17 protein-coding genes are annotated in these 16,342 nt (G+C 59.6%); 1 reads left to right on the top strand and 16 read right to left on the bottom strand.

All coding sequences use genetic code 11. From position 1 onward, the window contains the following. Window positions 1-111: 111 nt before the first annotated feature. From dprA to ACFSYH_RS11170, 16 genes are all read right to left on the bottom strand, one after another. Complete coding sequence (gene dprA, locus ACFSYH_RS11245; RefSeq protein ID WP_377467048.1) at window positions 112-1,287, bottom strand: DNA-processing protein DprA; 1,176 nt, start codon at window positions 1,285-1,287, stop codon at window positions 112-114. After that, window positions 1,284-2,825 carry a YifB family Mg chelatase-like AAA ATPase gene (locus tag ACFSYH_RS11240; protein ID WP_377467194.1) on the bottom strand — a complete coding sequence of 514 codons (1,542 nt, stop codon included), beginning with the start codon at window positions 2,823-2,825 and terminating at the stop codon, window positions 1,284-1,286. Before ACFSYH_RS11240 ends, dprA begins: the two co-directional genes overlap by 4 nt. Further along, a complete protein-coding gene (locus ACFSYH_RS11235) occupies window positions 2,825-3,241 on the bottom strand; it encodes a YraN family protein (protein ID WP_377467047.1) in 417 nt (138 codons plus the stop codon). The genes ACFSYH_RS11240 and ACFSYH_RS11235 overlap by 1 nt, the downstream gene beginning before the upstream one ends. Before the next feature lie 154 nt (window positions 3,242-3,395). Further along, window positions 3,396-3,695 carry a DUF2469 domain-containing protein gene (locus tag ACFSYH_RS11230; protein WP_377467046.1) on the bottom strand — a complete coding sequence of 100 codons (300 nt, stop codon included), beginning with the start codon at window positions 3,693-3,695 and terminating at the stop codon, window positions 3,396-3,398. Next, on the bottom strand, window positions 3,692-4,546 hold the full coding sequence (locus ACFSYH_RS11225) for a ribonuclease HII (RefSeq protein ID WP_377467045.1): 855 nt from the start codon (window positions 4,544-4,546) through the stop codon (window positions 3,692-3,694). The genes ACFSYH_RS11230 and ACFSYH_RS11225 overlap by 4 nt, the downstream gene beginning before the upstream one ends. 88 nt (window positions 4,547-4,634) lie before the next feature. Then, window positions 4,635-5,354 (bottom strand): signal peptidase I, encoded by a 720-nt coding sequence (gene lepB / locus ACFSYH_RS11220; RefSeq protein ID WP_377467044.1) that lies wholly within the window; start codon window positions 5,352-5,354, stop codon window positions 4,635-4,637. Between the two features lie 319 nt (window positions 5,355-5,673). Next, window positions 5,674-6,030, bottom strand: coding sequence for a 50S ribosomal protein L19 (gene rplS / locus ACFSYH_RS11215; RefSeq protein ID WP_377467193.1), 357 nt, complete (start codon window positions 6,028-6,030; stop codon window positions 5,674-5,676). 255 nt (window positions 6,031-6,285) lie between these two features. Further along, entirely contained in the window at window positions 6,286-7,215 is a 930-nt protein-coding gene (gene trmD, locus ACFSYH_RS11210; protein WP_377467043.1) for a tRNA (guanosine(37)-N1)-methyltransferase TrmD, read from the bottom strand. A 3-nt stretch (window positions 7,216-7,218) separates the two neighbouring features. Beyond that, on the bottom strand, window positions 7,219-7,800 hold the full coding sequence (gene rimM, locus ACFSYH_RS11205; RefSeq protein ID WP_377467042.1) for a ribosome maturation factor RimM: 582 nt from the start codon (window positions 7,798-7,800) through the stop codon (window positions 7,219-7,221). A gap of 213 nt (window positions 7,801-8,013) precedes the next feature. After that, window positions 8,014-8,259 carry an RNA-binding protein gene (locus tag ACFSYH_RS11200; RefSeq protein ID WP_377467041.1) on the bottom strand — a complete coding sequence of 82 codons (246 nt, stop codon included), beginning with the start codon at window positions 8,257-8,259 and terminating at the stop codon, window positions 8,014-8,016. Beyond that, a complete protein-coding gene (gene rpsP, locus ACFSYH_RS11195) occupies window positions 8,259-8,684 on the bottom strand; it encodes a 30S ribosomal protein S16 (protein ID WP_377467040.1) in 426 nt (141 codons plus the stop codon). The genes ACFSYH_RS11200 and rpsP overlap by 1 nt, the downstream gene beginning before the upstream one ends. Window positions 8,685-8,933: 249 nt before the next feature. Then, window positions 8,934-10,022, bottom strand: a complete 1,089-nt coding sequence (locus ACFSYH_RS11190) for an amidohydrolase family protein (RefSeq protein WP_377467039.1) — start codon at window positions 10,020-10,022, stop codon at window positions 8,934-8,936. Window positions 10,023-10,027: 5 nt separating this feature from the next. Then, complete coding sequence (ffh, locus tag ACFSYH_RS11185; protein ID WP_377467038.1) at window positions 10,028-11,611, bottom strand: signal recognition particle protein; 1,584 nt, start codon at window positions 11,609-11,611, stop codon at window positions 10,028-10,030. Window positions 11,612-11,733: 122 nt separating this feature from the next. Next, window positions 11,734-13,500 (bottom strand): [protein-PII] uridylyltransferase family protein, encoded by a 1,767-nt coding sequence (locus ACFSYH_RS11180; RefSeq protein ID WP_377467037.1) that lies wholly within the window; start codon window positions 13,498-13,500, stop codon window positions 11,734-11,736. A 75-nt stretch (window positions 13,501-13,575) separates the two neighbouring features. Further along, window positions 13,576-13,914, bottom strand: a complete 339-nt coding sequence (locus ACFSYH_RS11175; RefSeq protein ID WP_377467036.1) for a P-II family nitrogen regulator — start codon at window positions 13,912-13,914, stop codon at window positions 13,576-13,578. Next, on the bottom strand, window positions 13,911-15,218 hold the full coding sequence (locus ACFSYH_RS11170) for an ammonium transporter (protein ID WP_377467034.1): 1,308 nt from the start codon (window positions 15,216-15,218) through the stop codon (window positions 13,911-13,913). The genes ACFSYH_RS11175 and ACFSYH_RS11170 overlap by 4 nt, the downstream gene beginning before the upstream one ends. Window positions 15,219-15,803: 585 nt before the next feature. Here ACFSYH_RS11170 and ACFSYH_RS11165 point away from each other — a divergent pair. Beyond that, entirely contained in the window at window positions 15,804-16,295 is a 492-nt protein-coding gene (locus tag ACFSYH_RS11165) for a hypothetical protein (protein WP_377467033.1), read from the top strand. The last annotated feature ends 47 nt before the right edge of the window (window positions 16,296-16,342 follow it).

The raw sequence follows: 16,342 nt of genomic DNA, 5'->3' as shown, positions 1-16,342 counted from the left end.
TGAACATTCTTGATGGCATCACCGAGAAAAACGGCATTTTGCCCGCAAAACCTTCACATCGATGCACTTGATTACGGTTCTATAACAATGACCATCTCTCTGTAACAGGGCTTACCTGCTCCGGTGCCAGCCACGTAGATCCTGTCGGATCGCACCGCGAAACTCAAGCCTGGAGAGTGTCATCAGCACCTCCGCTGGAGCCAACCCCGATGCCACACACAGATCGTCAACTGAGACAGGCGTGCTCCGCTTAAGGCCATCAAGCACTCTGAGTTCCATCGGATCAAACTGTTCCGCATCCGATCTGGAACCACTGCCCGCCTGAACCTGGACCTTAGGCTGTCCCGGAACAAGGTCAACCACGTCTTCCGGTGTCGATAGAACCTCAGCCGGACTCTCCCGCAACAACCGATGACAACCCGCACTCTGCGCAGAGGTAATCGGCCCTGGAACCACGCCCACTGGACGTCCGAGTTCCAGCGCATGGTTCGCCGTGGAGAGCGAGCCTGACCGCCACGCGGCCTCGACCACAACAGTGGCGCCACTGAGAGCTGCAATCAACCGATTACGCGACAAGAACCTCGATTTCATCGGAGTGCTGCCCGGGGCACTCTCGCTCACCAACGCGCCGCCAGATGACTCGATGGCGCGCAATAGATCAGAGTTCGCAGCCGGATAGAGTTGATCGATACCTCCTGCAAGCACCGCAATAGTCGGTGTTTGCATGCGTAGTGCACATTGGTGGGCACATGCATCGATGCCAAATGCTCCCCCAGACACAACAGTGAGTCCCCGCTCGGCCATGCGTGACACAAGCATCGCAGTCACCGTCTCGCCATAGGCGGTCGCAGCCCGCGCACCGACGATCGCTGCACCATAGCCACTTTTCGCCACCACCGTCGCATCCCCACGCACCCACAACCCCGACGGTGCACCCGGACCCAAGTCAGCCAACTGCTGCGGCCATTCCGCATCACAGGGGATAATGAACCGAGCGCCAAGGAGTTCGGTACGTCGCCTCAGTTCCTGGATGTCGATGGTGTCGCGGCGGGTGTTCCAGCGCGCAACCGCAGTGGCAAGGCGCCTGGCTCCCATCTCTCCAGACAGGCCTAGCCGATCCACGGTTGCGTCGCTGATCGCATCGGAGCGAGTTCCTATCGCAGATAGCCACTTCCGAGCTTCAGCAGGTCCAAGGTGAGAGACCAGAAGGCCAGCGATATGGTCATTTGGTTCTGTGACGGCGGCCCAGAACATTGCTGCATCGCGCTCGAGCGTATCGCCACTCATAGAGACACCCCCGAGAGAACCCGCATCGTCAACGCTTGATGCACATCATCAACAGTAGGTGTTGTACGCCCAGACAGATCGGCAAGGGTCCATGCAACGCGAAGCACTCGATCCGCGCCACGCATCGTCAGCGTTCCTTTCTCAACCGCTTTGTTGACGAAGGTCAGACACGGATTATGTGAACCAAGCACGCCTCGTATCCATGATCCAGGAACTTCTCGGTTGGTATTCCATCCCGTGTCCCTCAACCGATGTGCCGCTGCGGCACGCGCGGCCTGAACCCGCGCCCGGATGACCGCAGAGGATTCTGATTCCCGGGTGCTTGCAGCACCTGGGACCAGTTGTAAGACCTGAATCTGGATATCGATGCGGTCCATGAGTGGACCTGAAAGCCGCTGCATATAGCGCCGTTTATGAAGGGCTGTGCACACGCAGTTCCGTCCATCGCCGTGTGCGTTTCCGCAGGGACAGGGATTGGCCGCTGCCACCAGTTGGAACCGTGCCGGAAACGTTGCCGTGCCGGACGCCCTGCTGATGGCAACGGCACCACTCTCGAGTGGTTGGCGCAGGGTCTGCAACACTCGAGCCGAGAACTCCGGTGCCTCATCAAGGAAGAGCACTCCCCTATGTGCGCGCGAGATGGCACCGGGCTTTACACGTCCGCTGCCACCTCCAATGATTGCCGCCCCTGTGGCAGTGTGATGTGGACTCTCGAAAGGCGGTGTCGTAGATAATCCACCTGCGGGATCGAAGAGGCCGCCCACGGAGTGAATCGACGCGACCTCCAATGCCTCGCTGCTCGTGAGTTCCGGCAAGATAGTCGGCAGTCTCGAGGCCAGCATTGTCTTGCCCGTTCCTGGCGGCCCCACCATGAACACGTTGTGTCCGCCCGCTGCAGCCAGTTCGAGTGCGAACTTGGCGGTTTGTTGCCCCAGAACCTCGCGCATGTCGCCGGATGCAGCAGGCAACGTTGAACCCGGCGTTGTTCGCGCCCCAGATCGCGACATCAACTGCGGTACGGGCACTTCCGCCCCACACAGCGCAGCAGCCTGTGCCAGATGTTCGATCCCAATGACCTCGATGTCGCCTATGAGTTCCGCCTCCCGGCGGTTCCCCACCGGCACAACCGCACGCTTGAATCCTGTGGCACGCGCCGCCGCCACCGCGGGCAACACTCCCAAGACCTCATGAACTCGACCGTCAAGCCCTAGTTCTCCAAGAAACACCGTTGCCGCGTCCACGCGGTTGGGTAGGACACCCGCTGAATCCAAGACCGCAAGGGCAATCGCGACATCAAACGATGGTCCAGATTTGGGTAACGAGGCAGGTGCAAGATTGATGGTGACCTTCCGGGCCGGAAAATCAAAGCCGGTCGTTGCGATAGCAGCGCGAACTCGATCCCTTGCCTCATTGAGAGAGGCATCGGGCAACCCAACGATCGTGAAGTTCGGCAGCGCACTCGTCAGATGGGATTCGATCGCAACCTGATATCCCTGCAGGCCAACCAGCGCGATAGAGCTAGACTGTCCCAACCCCATCACGCCACCGCCATCAGATGTTCAACCCGTGCAGTGACAACCCGCCTCCGCGTGGCGTCGAGTTCCAGTCGAACGCCGATGGCATCGATTCTGACCGCTTCAAACCTCTGGTCTTGGCCGGAAAGCCAGGCTGCTGCGAGTTTCCGCAGCGCACCAACCTTACGTCCATCAATCGCATGGAACGGTGAACCCATGATCTGGGATGTCCGCGTCTTGACCTCGCAGAACACCAGGGAGTTTCCGTCACGCGCGACAATATCCAGTTCCCCGCGCACATGTTCTGTATGAGGCCTCCAGTTGCGTGTCAGCACCTCGAAGCCCTTTTCCGTGAGGAAACGACAGGCAAGCTCCTCGCCGAATGCGCCGATTTCCTGGCGGTTCAAAGGCTGATCAGTTGAAACAGAAGTGATGGTCATGTCCTCCAGCATCGCTAAAGGACATGACCATCACATAAAACCTCGGCTCGACCAGTGGATAACTTGACTGTTCAACACGGTGGAAAAGCTTGGGGAAACACGCCACCTAAGTGGGTGAGCCAACAACATACCGGACGATTCGTCGCCAATAAAACTAGATGGACAGTTCCTCCCGCGAGAGTTCTTCAACGTTCACGTCCTTGAACGTCACCACTCGCACTGACTTCACGAACCGCTTGGACCGGTACACATCCCACACCCACGCATCCTGCAGGTGCACCTCAAAATAAACTTCACCGGCGGCGGAACGTACTTGCAAGTCCACCCTATTCGCCAGGTAGAACCTGCGTTCGGTCTCAACCACGTACGAGAACAACTGAACGACATCCCGATACTCGCGGTACAGCGCGAGTTCCATGTCATTCTCATAGTTTTCAAGGTCAGCAGCACTCATAGTGTCCCGAGCCCTTCTTTTTCCTCGTGTGTAGTAGCAGCCAGAATCGGCAGATTCCAACTGCGGCGGTGATACCTCACCGGACCGCCCGTGGCCAACGCAAGATTATGACCAGAGGAACCATACCCCTTATTCGTTGCCCAACCGAATTGCGGAAACTCGCGGTCGAGTTCAGTCATGAGGCGGTCTCGTGCGACCTTCGCCAGAACCGAAGCACCCGATACTGCGGCACAGGCAATGTCGGCCTTGACCCGGGTCACAACCCGCGGCTGTGTATAGCCGGTGACAGGTGCGTGCGTCGGACCCTCCATCAGCGAGAACAGGTCCTGCTCCGGTTCAGTGAGCCAGTCATGCGAACCATCCAACAAAACCGTGTCCACGGGGCCGATTCGCGCCTCGACCGATGCCAGAGCCCGCTGTCCGGCCACACGCAGAGCGCCGATGATGCCCAGTTCATCGATCTCATCCGCCGATGCCGAACCCACCGCATGGTCCCTCGCCCATCCGCGAATCAGCGGCACATATGCATCACGCAAGTCTGTAGCGATCAGTTTGGAGTCGGTGAGGCCGAGAGGCGGGTCGACCGTCGCCGTGTCGACCACACATACGCCGACAACGACCGGACCCGCCAGAGCACCACGCCCCACCTCATCCATACCCGCCACCAAACGAGCACCACGTTCCAGCAGTGAACGTTCATGGGTCAGGTCCGCGAACACGCGCTGTTTCGAGCCGTTCTTCGCTTTACGGGCCAATGCGGCCTCATGCTTTTTTACAATGAGTTGCCGCGCCTCGTCCTCCTGGCTTGGAGTGACCTGGAAGAGGTAGTTCTCTGCGATATCAAGGTTCATAGTCGTTTCATGAAACTTTCGCGTGTGGGGTGGTAATGAACGGGTGGGTACGGCTCATGGCGTTGGTGTCGGCGACTGCCCGCTACTTTCACTGGTCCTTTGGAACGTCCTCGAACACATCCCCGGGGTTCTTGAGCCAGCCGGCGCGTTCCCACGGCCACACTTTCACAAAGGCTGTGCCCACAACGTTGTCAATCGGCACGAATCCACCGCCCGGTCCACCAAGGTTGGCTCGTGAATCGGCCGAGCCAGAGCGATTGTCGCCCATCAGCCACAGGGCATTTTCGGGGACCTCAACCTCGAAGTCCATGTGCGAGGGTGCCTCGCCCTCCTTGAGGTAGGCGGTCTCATCGATGGCAACGCCGTTGACAGTGAGTTTACCGTCTGCGTCACAGCATTTCACCGTGTCTCCCGGCATTCCGATGACACGCTTGACCAGGTGAGAACCGGCATCCTGCGGCAGGATCCCGATGAAGGTCAACCCTTTGCGAAGAGCCGCCTGAGGACCCGTGTCTTCCTCGTATACGTTATAACCGAGCCACCCACCGGGGTCCTTGAACACCACGATGTCGCCATGATGGATATCGAACACATCCGGAACCATCTTGGACACGAGGATGCGGTCGTTCTCCTGGAGCGTGTCCTCCATGGAACCGCTTGGAATATAGAAGGCCTGCACCAGGAAGGTTTTGAGCAACCACGACAGAACCAGCGCGCTGACTAGGATGATCGCGGTCTCGCGAAGGATTGATCCCTTCTTCGGCGTGTGTTCTTCTTCGCTCTCGGCGGGGATCTGCTGTTCGCTCACGCGGGCTTCCTGTCGGTGTCAAAATTGTCGGCACCACTCGTGATGGCACCATCAAAGTATCTTACGCCGATTACCCGGCGCATCAGTGGGAACGTCCACCGACGTGTACGCATTCTTCACATCGGGTTTCCCTATCTAGTTTCGATGGGGTCAAATTGGCCCGGAGGCGCACACAAAAACCATGTCTCAGGATCAAAACCGCCCCATCGACGCATCCACCTTTGAGGTGCCACGCCAAACACCGGGCACGCAAAAGGGGCAGCCGCACAGGCGGCTGCCCCTTCACGTTCCACCGCTCAAGAATCAGCGGCGGTTAAGATCACTTAGCGTGGTTGTCGCGCTTTTCCTTGATCTTCGCCTTCTTACCCTGAAGACCACGGAGGTAGTACAGCTTCGCGCGGCGAACGGCACCGCGGGTGATGACCTCGATCGACTCGATGGTTGGTGCGTGGAGCGGGAAAGTACGCTCAACACCGGTACCAAAGCTGATCTTGCGAACGGTGAAGGTCTCACCGATTCCGCCGCCAACGCGTGCGATGACAACGCCCTGGAATGCCTGGATACGCGAACGGTTACCTTCAACGACCTTTACGTTGACCTTGACGGTGTCACCCGCACGGAACGCAGGGATGTCGGTGCGCAGGGCACCCTCGGTAACGAAGTCCAGCTTCTGCATGTGATTCTCCTCGTCCTGCCACAGGTCAGGCACGACATAATGGGCCACCCAGCGTGGAGTGGTCCCGATTTTCATCGATTGGGTGGCGTGTTTGCGTTCCGCGGAGTCCCCCATGGCAGATTCCATGAACACACACCAAGGATCTATTCTGGCATATTCACGCCGTCATGCGCCATCACCCTCGGGCCGGTAAGTCCGTAGCGTTGGTCACTCTTGGCTGCTCAGACTCCCGACGAGCCTGCCGCCTACCAGCACCTACTCGCCCTCCAGCGGGCGTAGGTAGTGGCCGTTCGGCTGGCGGCGCCAGCCAGCCGCCTGGAGGTAGGCTCGGTCCTTCTTGTCGAGTTGTTCTGGGTTCAACGCTTCGATCATGTCTGGGCGGCGGGCCATCGTCTTGTCGAAGGCACGTTCCCGGCGCCAGCGGGCGATGTTGGCGTGATGGCCACTCATGAGGATCTGCGGGATGTCGCGTTCGTTCCAGTTCGCGGGGCGCGTGTACACAGGGTATTCGAGGAGTCCTGCCGCTCCGTGTGATTCCTCGACGAGTGATTCTGGGTTGCCCATGAATCCTGGAATCAGGCGCACGACTGCTTCGATCATGACGATCGAGGCCACTTCCCCACCGTTGAGTACGTAGTCTCCTATGGACAGTTCGCGGACTTCGACGTCTGATTCGCGGTAGTGCTCGGCGACGCGGGAGTCGATGCCCTCGTAGCGTCCACACGCGAAGACGAGGTGGTCTGCGTAGGCGAGGTCCTCTGCAACACGTTGCGTGAACGTTTCACCGGATGGCGTGGGAATCACAAGGACCCGGCGTGGTGCTCGTCCACCGCGGCCCATGGCAGCCTCAGGCGCAGTTTCAGTTCCGTCCAACGAATCGGTGCCGGACACCATATCAACAGCGGCAACACTTACGCCCTCGGAGCTATCGGCCAAGGCTGCACCAGGAGTTACGGGCTCAGCGAACACCTCTTCGAGAGCCTTACCCCACACGTCGGCCTTCATGACCATTCCCGCACCGCCGCCAGCCGGAGTGTCATCGACAGAACGGTGCTTATCGGTCGCCCACTCACGTAGATCGTGTGCACTGAATCCGAGTAGCCCGCTGTCGGTGGCCTTACCGAACAGGGACAATCCGAGAGCGTCGAAGAACTGCGGGAAAATCGAGATAACGTCGATGCGCACGGCTCAGCGTTCCTCGCCCTCGCCGCTGGAAGCTGGGGACTCCTGTACGCCCGAGGTCTCGTCGGAAATCACGAGGTTTTCGGTGTCGGTGGACAGCAGCCCGCCCGGCGGGGTGATGACCACGCGCCCACCCGGAACATCGACGGTTGGTACGAAGCGTTCCAAGAATGGGATGTAGGTGCGGGTGCCGTTCTTTTCCTTGACCACCAATGCATCCTGAGCCGGGAGATGTTCGAGGCCGACGACCTTCCCCACCACCGTGCCATCGGTCAGTTCCACCGCGAGACCGGCAAGTTCATGCACGTACCAGGCATCCTCCTCATCGGATTCCTCGGCCTGAACCACGAGTTCCACGCCGTTCAGCGATTCAGCGAACGTACGGTCCACGCTCTGCTCAAAGTGGACGTACCAGCGGCCATTCGCAACGCGGGTGCGAGCAATAGTGAGCGGGCCACGTTCTGCCGGGCTGGTATTGATGTTGGTCCCCTTCACAAAACGTTCCTCGGGGATGTCCGTGCGCAGGTCGAGAGCAACCTCGCCACGCAGCCCGTGCGCCTTACCAATGCGTGCAATCGTGAGTTCCATGCGGTTCCTTCATAACTTCTCGTGAATCTGTTCAAGTGTACCCAGCGCTGCGTGCACCAACTCACCAAACCGATGTTTCGGCTCTGTCGGCACTGTCACCTTGAAAACCCGCAACATCGCCTACAGAACCGCAACATCGGAGAGGCAAAATAATGAACAAAAACAATGGGCCCGGCCACCGTGTGGTGGCCGGGCCCAAGTGATGCGTTAGTGTCAGCGTCGGTCGACGTCTACGACGTCAACGCGTACGGCCTTCTCACCTGCAAGGGCACCGATAACGGTGCGCAGCGCGCGTGCGGTTCGTCCAGAGCGTCCAATGACGCGACCCAGGTCCTCGGGGTGTACACGAACTTCGAGGAGTTCGCCGTCACCACGGCGCCAGTTCTTGGAACGAACAGTCACGTCGTCTGGGTGATCGACGATACCTCGCACAAGGTGCTCGAGGGCGTCGGCTAGCATCAGGCCTCTTCCGAAGCTTCTTCTGCTGGTGCTTCCTCAGTTGCGGCTTCTGCCTTGGCCTCGGATGCCTTCGCCTTTGCCTTTTCAGCGTCTGCTGCCGCAGTGGCAACGAGTTCAGCGGCGTCAGCCTTGGCGGCCTTCACGCGAAGGGTACCTTCCTGACCTGGAAGACCCTTGAACTTCTGCCAGTCACCGGTGATCTTGAGGAGGTTGAGTACCTGCTCGGTTGGCTGTGCGCCAACGGAAAGCCAGTACTGAGCGCGCTCCGAGTCAATCTCGATGAACGAAGGGTTCTCAGTTGGGTGGTACTTGCCGATCTCCTCGATCGAACGACCGTCACGCTTGGTGCGGGAGTCCGCAACGACGACACGGTAGTAAGGTGCGCGGATCTTGCCAAGACGCTTCAAACGAATTTTGGTAGCCACTTTAGTGGTCACTCCTAGTTGTTTTGGGTTGGATCATGCGACGTACATCGGGGAAACAATGCGTCCGCCTTCTCCGGGAACACAACGCGTTCTGGTGAGAGGGGCCAGAATTTGTCGAGTACAGAAGAAAATTATGCCAGAGTAGTGTGCGCGACTCCACCCTGGGACGGGCGTTGTGGCGGGCCTGCACTGCGGCTTTAGTCACATTCGTGTCTGCTCACGGCAAAAGTCGGATGGCTGGCACCAGTTTCAGCCGACGCGTCGCCCACGCAGCACTATCGCGTCTGGGGTCTGTAGCACCGAGATGTCCCTGCGCGGATCGTGCGCGTATCCGACGATGTCCGCCGAGGCTCCTTCGCTCAGACCATCCACGCCCAGGTAGTCTCGTGCCCGCCACGAGGCAAACGCCACAACGTCTTTCGCCGGGATACCAGCATGTACGAGTTCCGCACACTCGTCCGCGATTCGCCCATGTTCAATGGTCCCGCCCGCATCGGTTCCCACAAGAATCTGCATCCCTGCCTCATGGAACGCACGCACCTGCTCATAGCGCCGCTCATAGAGCGCGCGCATTCGACTCGCAAACCGCGGAAACTTCTCCTGGCCTGCGGCGGCGATGCTCTCGAACTGAGCGATCTGGAGCAAGGTCGGGGTCACGGGAATGTGCGCGGCGCTGGCACGCGCCATATCGTCGCCAGTCATCCCGGTGCCGTGCTCAATGCAGTCGATACCAGCGTCGAGCAGAGGTCCCACGGCTTCGCGCGCGAACGTGTGCGCCGTAACCCGTCCGCCACGCGCGTGCACGGCTGCAAGGCCGTCACGCAATTGCTCTGGCGTCCATAGCGGCGTGAGGTCCCCGACGCCCCGGTCGATCCAGTCCGCGACGATCTTGTTCCAGCCATCTGAGTCGTCCAGATTGGCGACGAGTCGGTCAGTGAGAGTTTTCGGGTCCGCCAGTTCCTCGCCGTAGTTGCGCAGGTAGCGTTTTGGCCGTGCAAGGTGGTGTCCGCAGCGAACGAGCCGCGGCAGGTCTTCTGCTTCGCCGACCCACGAGGTATCGGAGGGTGAGCCCGCGTCGCGGATGAGCAGGACACCGGAATCGCGGTCTGCAAGCGCTTGTGCCCTCGCTGTGGCCCGGTCCACCGGCCCCTGCGCTGCGAGTCCGACGTGGCAGTGCACGTCCACGAGCCCCGGAAAGAAGAACCCGGTCAAGGTGTGGGCGGCCCCGGATGCTGGCCGGGAAAAGGTAACGTGCCCATCGACCACCCAAGCATCATTGACTTCGTGGTCGTCATCGATGACCACGGTTCCGCTCAGGTGGTAGATGGGCGCTTTCATGGCTTTTAGCGGCCGAGGAACTTGTCGAGTCCCGGTGGCAGTTCGAGGCTGCTTGGATCTACCTGCTCTTGGTTTCCGAGACCGAACGATGATCCGCTGGACTGGGTTGGGGTCTGAGCATCACGCGCAGCTTTACGTGCGGCTGCGGCGCGCTGCTGCGGGGTCATCTTCTTGTCCTTCTTGGCCTGACGGGCACCCGCGCGCTTTCCGACGCCTGGCATCTTGCCCATACCCGGCATGCCTGGCATTCCGGCTCCGCCGCCCTTGTTCATCTGGCGCATCATCTTCTGTGCTGCGTCGAAGCGTTGAAGCAACTGGTTGATCTCGGTAACGGTGGTTCCCGAACCCTTGGCGATGCGGGAGCGACGTGAACCGTTGATGATCTTCGGGTTGTCGCGCTCTGCGGGAGTCATCGACTGGATGATCGCCTCGATGCGGTTGACTTCGCGCTCGTCGAAGTTGTCGAGCGCTTCTCGCATCTGTCCCATACCGGGGAGCATGCCGAGCATCTTCTTCATCGAGCCCATGTTGCGCAGTTGCTGCATCTGGACCAGGAAGTCGGCGAGGGTGAAGTCCTTGCCGTCCTGGATCTTTTGCGCCATGCGTTCGGCTTCTTGGGTGTCGAACGCCTTTTCGGCCTGTTCGATCAGGGTGAGGATGTCACCCATGTCCAAGATGCGCGAGGCCATACGGTCTGGGTGGAACACCTCGAAGTCGGTGAGTTTTTCACCGGTTGAGGCGAACAGGATTGGCTTTCCAGTCACACGGGCTACTGACAGTGCGGCGCCACCGCGGGCGTCACCATCCAGTTTGGACAGCACGACACCGGTGAAGTTCACGCCTTCGTTGAATGCCTGTGCGGTTGCCACTGCGTCCTGACCGATCATGGCGTCAATGACGAACAGGATTTCGTTGGGGTTGATGGCGTCGCGGATGTCCGCGGCCTGCTCCATGAGTTCTTGGTCTACACCGAGACGTCCCGCGGTGTCCACGATGATGACGGAGTGCTGACGGGTCTTGGCGGTTTCCAGACCAGCGAGCGCAACGGAAACGGGGTCTCCAGCGGAGACTCCCGGCAGTGCCGCTTCGCCCTGATTGCCAGGGTGTGGCGCATAGACAGGAACTCCCGCGCGCTCACCGACGACCTTGAGCTGGGTAACCGCGTTTGGTCGCTGCAGGTCGGCCGCAACGAGCATGGGGGTGTGACCCTGCTCCTTGAGGTTGAGCGCAAGCTTTCCGGCGAGGGTGGTCTTACCCGCACCCTGCAAACCAGCGAGCATGATGACCGTTGGACCGGTCTTGGCGAAGTTGAGTGGCCGGTGTTCGCCGCCAAGGATGTTGACGAGTTCCTCGTTGACGATCTTGACTACCTGCTGCGCCGGGTTGAGCGCCCCGGATACCTCGGCAGACAGCGCGCGTTCCCGCACGATTCCGGCGAAGTCGCGCACAACGGGCACTGCAACGTCGGCGTCGAGCAGCGCACGACGAATCTCCCTGATCGTGGCATCAATGTCGGCCTCGGAGAGGCGTCCTTTGCTGCGTAGATTCTTGAAGGTTGACGTCAGGCGATCTGACAACGTAGCGAACACTGCTATTCCTTTAATCCTTTGTGCAAAAACGGCATGACTCAAAGATCAAGACTACCTGCTGCACGCGCCTTCGTTTCAATTATCCGGTTCGCCCGTGGCATGATGCGGGCCACGCCGGCTTCTTAGGAACGTACTTTCATGTGGGGTTTGGCCCGTTGAAACAGGTTGTCCACGAGCGTTGCCCTCCATGTGGTCCACTTATCGGTTGCGAGCGAGGCAGCATCCGCCTCCGTGATTGCCCGCAGCGCCACGAGTAGGTCGCGCTTCCCTTCAAGCGCTTCGACCAGTCGTTCGATGGGTTCATCGGAGTCAGGATCAGTTGTGGTGGCGAGTTCGGACAAGAGCAGATGGTGCCGCACGAGTAGAGCCACGTCGTGTTGGGTGCGTGAGTCAAACCCCATGGGGCCAAGGATCGCTGGAATCCGCTCGGCTCCGAACACGGAGTGATCGGCCACATCCTCTTGCTTGCCGATGTCGTGGAAGAGCGCTCCAAGCATGAGTACTGCCGGGTCCTTGAGTTCCTTGCGCCACGGGTGGACCCGTGACACGACCTCTATGAGGTGTCGGTCCACTGTGTGCCGGTGCGCCGCGGAGTGCTGTACTTTGTTGCGCACCTTTCGCCATTCGGGAATCCACGCACTGACTATGCCCGCTAGATCGAGCGCTTCCCACACCGGTATCTGCGCTGGCCCTGATCCGATCAAGTGCAGGAATGCGGCACGAGCTGACTGCGGCCAGGGCAGGGGAAGTTCCGGGCAGGCCGCCAGGCTTGGTAGCGCGGACGGAGAGATGGGGATGCCGGTACGCACCGATGTCGCCGCGGTGCGCAGCGGCAGGACCGGATCGTTTCGGGTCCGCGAGTCAGCGAGGAGCACGAGCTCGTTGTTGTGTTCCACGATGCCCTCCGCGACCGAACGGAGCCGCGGAGCCGAACGTTTACCGCGAATCAGCAGGGTCTTGGCACGTGCCTGCGGTGTGGCAAGGGCTGTCTGCACCCTGCGGATCGTGGTGTCGAGTGCATAGGAGATGGTCCGCCCGCATTCGCCAAGGTGGGCCCGGTATTCGGCCGTGTTGTCCCAGCCGCACACCTGTGCAACCTCCTCAAGGTCACTCAAGAACAACCGATTGGCGTGCCGTCCAGTGACACGCTGCACCGCGTCGCGGGCATTGAGTAGTTCAGCTCGCGCTTGGTCCACGTCGCCGTGTGGTCGGTCCGCGATCCAGGTGGCCGCAAGTGCGTCGAGCAGCACAGCGTCGCGCAACCCTCCCCTACATTCTTTGAGGTCAGGTTCGATCTGGTGTGCGAGTTCCCCGTGACGCTGTGTGCGGGCGCGGGCTGATTCGATGAGTTCAGGGAGCCGGGTGCGCGCTGCGCTGCGCCAGTCGGCCAGTACGAGGCTTGAGGTTTCAAAGGCAAGGTTGGGGTCGCCCGCGATGGGACGCACGGAGAGCATCCCAACGGCTGCCGGTAAATCGGTCGAGGCGATGGTGCGACACTGCTTCAGCGAACGCACCGAGTGGTCCAGGTCGAGCCCTGCATCCCAAATCGGGTACCACAGGTGTGGCGCTAGAGCCTGAGCGGCCTGCGCTGCCTGCGGTTCGTGCACTAGCAGCAGGTCCAGATCGCTGCGCGATCCCATGTCGGCTCGTCCGAGCGATCCAACTCCAACCAGCGTCAGCTTTCCGACGAGTTCCTGGCTGATCTCTGCACGTGCGGTTGCGTTCTCCCACAGTTCTTGCAACGCTTGCACGGCGGTTGTCGTGATCTCGTTGCGCTGGTGGGCTCCGGGTTCGCTGGCGGCCGCGATACGGGCCAGTTGTGCGGGCAGCGAACCGATGAGGGGACGCGGAGACTTTGAGCGGTTTTCTCGTATGTGTGCTGTCGGCATTGTGTGCCTTCTCCCCTAACGGATTCGGGCTGGCTCGCGTACGCGAGCCAGCCCGAGAGTGTGTCTATCTAGTGGTTAGAGCGCGGATGATCCGTGCTCGCCGGTGCGGACTCGCGCCACATCGTCAACCGGGATGGTCCAGACCTTTCCATCACCGATCTTGCCGGTGGCGGCTGCCTTGACGATAATCTCCGTGACGTTTGCTGCATCGGCGTCATCGACAAGGATTTCAAGGCGGATCTTCGGGGTCAGATCGATCGTGTACTCGGCACCGCGGTAGACCTCGGTGTGGCCCTTCTGGCGCCCGTATCCGGATGCCTCGCTGACCGTCATACCGCGGACACCAGCGGATTCGAGTGCGATCTTGACTTCGTCAAGCCTGTGCGGCTGGATGATGGCCGTCACGAGTTTCATTTGGTTACCTCCGTGTAGGTGCGGGTTGCGCCAAGACCTTCATATGCGCTTTCACCGTGCTCTGCAAGGTCGATTCCGCCGACCTCCGCGGCTTCCTCAACTCGCCATCCGATGGTCTTCTTGATTGCCAGTGCGATAACGAGTGTCACGATTCCGGAGAACACGATCGCTACGAGGGCGATGATGATCTGAACTGCAAGGAGTGAGAAGTTCCCACCGTAGAAGAGGCCGCCGTCTAGTGCGAGGAGACCGATTGCAACGGTTCCCCACAGACCCGAAACTAGGTGAACGCCCACCACGTCGAGCGAGTCGTCGTATCCGAACTTGTACTTCAGTCCAACTGCGAGGGCTGAGAGTACACCGGCCACGACACCCAGAAGGATCGAACCTACTGGTGAAAGCGAACCTGCTGCTGGGGTGATAGCTACCAGACCAGCCACGACACCGGATGCTGCACCCAGCGAAGTTGGGTGTCCGTCACGGATCTTTTCAGTGAGCAACCAACCGATCATTGCGGCTGCGGTTGCGGTTGTGGTGTTGACCCATGCAAGACCTGCAGAGCCGTCAGCGCCGTAAGCGGAGCCTGCGTTGAATCCGAACCAACCGAACCACAGGAGGGCTGCACCGAGCATGACGTATGGCAGGTTGTGTGGACGCATTGGCTCCTTGCCGAAGCCCTTGCGTTTGCCGACGATCAGCGCGAGCACGAGCGCGGCAACACCTGCGTTGATGTGAACAACGGTTCCACCCGCGAAGTCAACCGGAGTCGCGATTGAACCAAAGGGACCTTCCTCACCGAGGAATCCGGATGGGTGCCATACCATGTGCGCCATTGGGAAGTAAGCCAAAGTTACCCAGAACCCGACAAATACCATCCACGAGCCGAAGCGAACACGGTCTGCGATAGCACCGGAAATGAGTGCCACGGTGATGATCGCGAAGGTGACCTGGAATCCTACGTCGACGATTACTGGCAAGCCGCCATCAACCAGGAACGCCCACTCGCCATCGACCATTTCGAAGACGCCCTTGAGGCCCCACTGGTCGAACGGGTTACCGAAGATTCCACCGACTGACTCACCGTAGGACATCGACCAGCCGTAGAGGACGTAGATGATTCCCACGAGTCCCATCGCGCCAAAGGACATCATGAGCATGTTCAGTACGCTCTTGCCGCGCACCATACCGCCGTAGAAGAATGCCAGACCTGGAGTCATGAGCAATACGAACGACGCAGATACGAGCATCCACGCCGTTACACCGGTATCTACCGGCCCTGTTTCCGCTATCTGTGCTAGAAGCATTTCTTACCTCCCGTCGTCAGCCCCTCGGCTGACCTGCCATTAACTTTCTGGCACGGGAGTTTCCAAAACCTTCACTTTTCGTTTCGCTGTCGTGACACATGCACGGTGTGGAGTAAACGTTGTGTTTCTGTGAAGACTCGTTTGTTTCTGGAGTGTGACTAACCGCTAGTTAGCGCTCATTACCGTCAACAACTGGCTAAACAGCGCCATTTACCCGTAACGACCTAGAAAACGAGTTCAGCCATTTACCCACGAGATCATCCCCAAGAGGGCTGAGTTGGTAGGTAAATGGCTGAGTTCGCTGGAGTGAGGACCGTTTGACTTAGTCGCCGAGAATACCCGCCACAAACTGTTCTGCATCGAATGGTGCAAGATCGTCTGGACCCCGCCAATTCCGATCAGTCCTCGAAATCGGATGGAATACGTCAGCTCGCCCAACTACTCAATCGTATTCCCCCTCAAGAAAGCAGGTTTCCTCAGGTAGGAGGCGATACTGAAACTGTCTCGAAACGCATCGTCAATCTGTGAGAAACCTATGGAACATACGTTACATATCTTCCAAATCACCCAAAATCGGGAGGATCCATGAAGCGCCTATTCGCCGCTCTCATTTCCACTGCTCTACTACTCTGCGGTAGCCTTGCCGCAGCCGCCCCAGCAGCAGCACTCAGTTGCAAGCCCACAGTTCCGCGTGGTACCTGCACCGTCTCCGAAGTCAAGAGGATATCGACGAAGACGAACCAGAAGGGGCGCCAACTCGGCTCCTGCCGCGTGACGACCGCAAACTCGACCTGCACCGTTTCTCTTTCGACTTCCGCAACTCGAACTGTTCAGTCTGACTTCGGCCTCTCTGCCGATTGGGTTTCTGGCAAGCTGGGAATCACTGCAAGCAAGACCTCGACCATCTCAACCTCGTGCACATCACCCAAGCTCAAGGCAGGTCAAACCTACAGTGCCTGGGTCAATGAAACGGTCTACACCTACCGCATCCACCAATACAAGACCCGTCATGGCCTCAAAATCTCGAACGTCCTCACCACTCGACAACCTAAGCCGAACGGCATAATCTGCGGGTGATCGCAATGAGGCGGGGCCGCGACCTGATGGTCGCGGCCCCGCCTTTG

The organism is Populibacterium corticicola (assembly GCF_042683685.1).
Taxonomy (GTDB): domain Bacteria; phylum Actinomycetota; class Actinomycetes; order Actinomycetales; family Cellulomonadaceae; genus Timonella; species Timonella corticicola.
Note: the sequence above shows the minus strand (reverse complement) of the source record. Positions and strands in the feature narration are given on the sequence as shown.

Excerpts from the sequence above, each read along its gene's own strand:
- ACFSYH_RS11190 (WP_377467039.1), bottom strand. The coding sequence starts at position 10,022 with ATGAAAGCGCCCATCTACCACCTGAGCGGAACCGTGGTCATCGATGAC.
- ACFSYH_RS11235 (WP_377467047.1), bottom strand. The coding sequence starts at position 3,241 with ATGACCATCACTTCTGTTTCAACTGATCAGCCTTTGAACCGCCAGGAA.
- ACFSYH_RS11200 (WP_377467041.1), bottom strand. The coding sequence starts at position 8,259 with ATGCTAGCCGACGCCCTCGAGCACCTTGTGCGAGGTATCGTCGATCAC.
- ACFSYH_RS11225 (WP_377467045.1), bottom strand. The coding sequence starts at position 4,546 with ATGAACCTTGATATCGCAGAGAACTACCTCTTCCAGGTCACTCCAAGC.
- ACFSYH_RS11180 (WP_377467037.1), bottom strand. The coding sequence starts at position 13,500 with ATGCCGACAGCACACATACGAGAAAACCGCTCAAAGTCTCCGCGTCCC.
- ACFSYH_RS11165 (WP_377467033.1), top strand. The coding sequence starts at position 15,804 with ATGAAGCGCCTATTCGCCGCTCTCATTTCCACTGCTCTACTACTCTGC.
- ACFSYH_RS11240 (WP_377467194.1), bottom strand. The coding sequence starts at position 2,825 with ATGGGGTTGGGACAGTCTAGCTCTATCGCGCTGGTTGGCCTGCAGGGA.
- ACFSYH_RS11175 (WP_377467036.1), bottom strand. The coding sequence starts at position 13,914 with ATGAAACTCGTGACGGCCATCATCCAGCCGCACAGGCTTGACGAAGTC.
- rimM (WP_377467042.1), bottom strand. The coding sequence starts at position 7,800 with ATGGAACTCACGATTGCACGCATTGGTAAGGCGCACGGGCTGCGTGGC.
- ACFSYH_RS11230 (WP_377467046.1), bottom strand. The coding sequence starts at position 3,695 with ATGAGTGCTGCTGACCTTGAAAACTATGAGAATGACATGGAACTCGCG.
- ACFSYH_RS11170 (WP_377467034.1), bottom strand. The coding sequence starts at position 15,218 with ATGCTTCTAGCACAGATAGCGGAAACAGGGCCGGTAGATACCGGTGTA.
- dprA (WP_377467048.1), bottom strand. The coding sequence starts at position 1,287 with ATGAGTGGCGATACGCTCGAGCGCGATGCAGCAATGTTCTGGGCCGCC.
- rplS (WP_377467193.1), bottom strand. The coding sequence starts at position 6,030 with ATGCAGAAGCTGGACTTCGTTACCGAGGGTGCCCTGCGCACCGACATC.